This is a genomic window from Saccharothrix sp. NRRL B-16314 (assembly GCF_000716595.1).
Classification (GTDB): domain Bacteria; phylum Actinomycetota; class Actinomycetes; order Mycobacteriales; family Pseudonocardiaceae; genus Actinosynnema.
On sequence record NZ_JNXC01000262.1, the window covers coordinates 1 to 239 of the forward strand.

A 239-nucleotide genomic window follows, 5' to 3' on the forward strand; every position below is an offset into this window, starting at 1 on the left:
ACGACGGTGCGCCATCGTCATCACCCACGCCAGGGCACTGCCCCGACCCGGATCGAAACGCCCCGCCGTACGCCACACCTCCACCAACACCTCCTGCGCAACCTCCTCCGACTGAGCGTGATCCCGCAGGACCCGCACCACCAGGCTCAACACCCTGCCCGCCACCACGTCGTACAACCGCTCGAACGCCTTCTCGTCACCACGCGCCACCATGCACAGCAACTCCTCGGCCGACGCGC

The 239-nt window shown here is 68.2% G+C and carries 1 protein-coding gene; it reads right to left on the reverse strand.

The window, feature by feature from the left end; translation table 11 throughout:
- Positions 1–239 (reverse strand): sigma factor (locus tag OQ02_RS39920; RefSeq protein ID WP_033443888.1); only part of this gene is annotated, 239 nt, incomplete at both ends.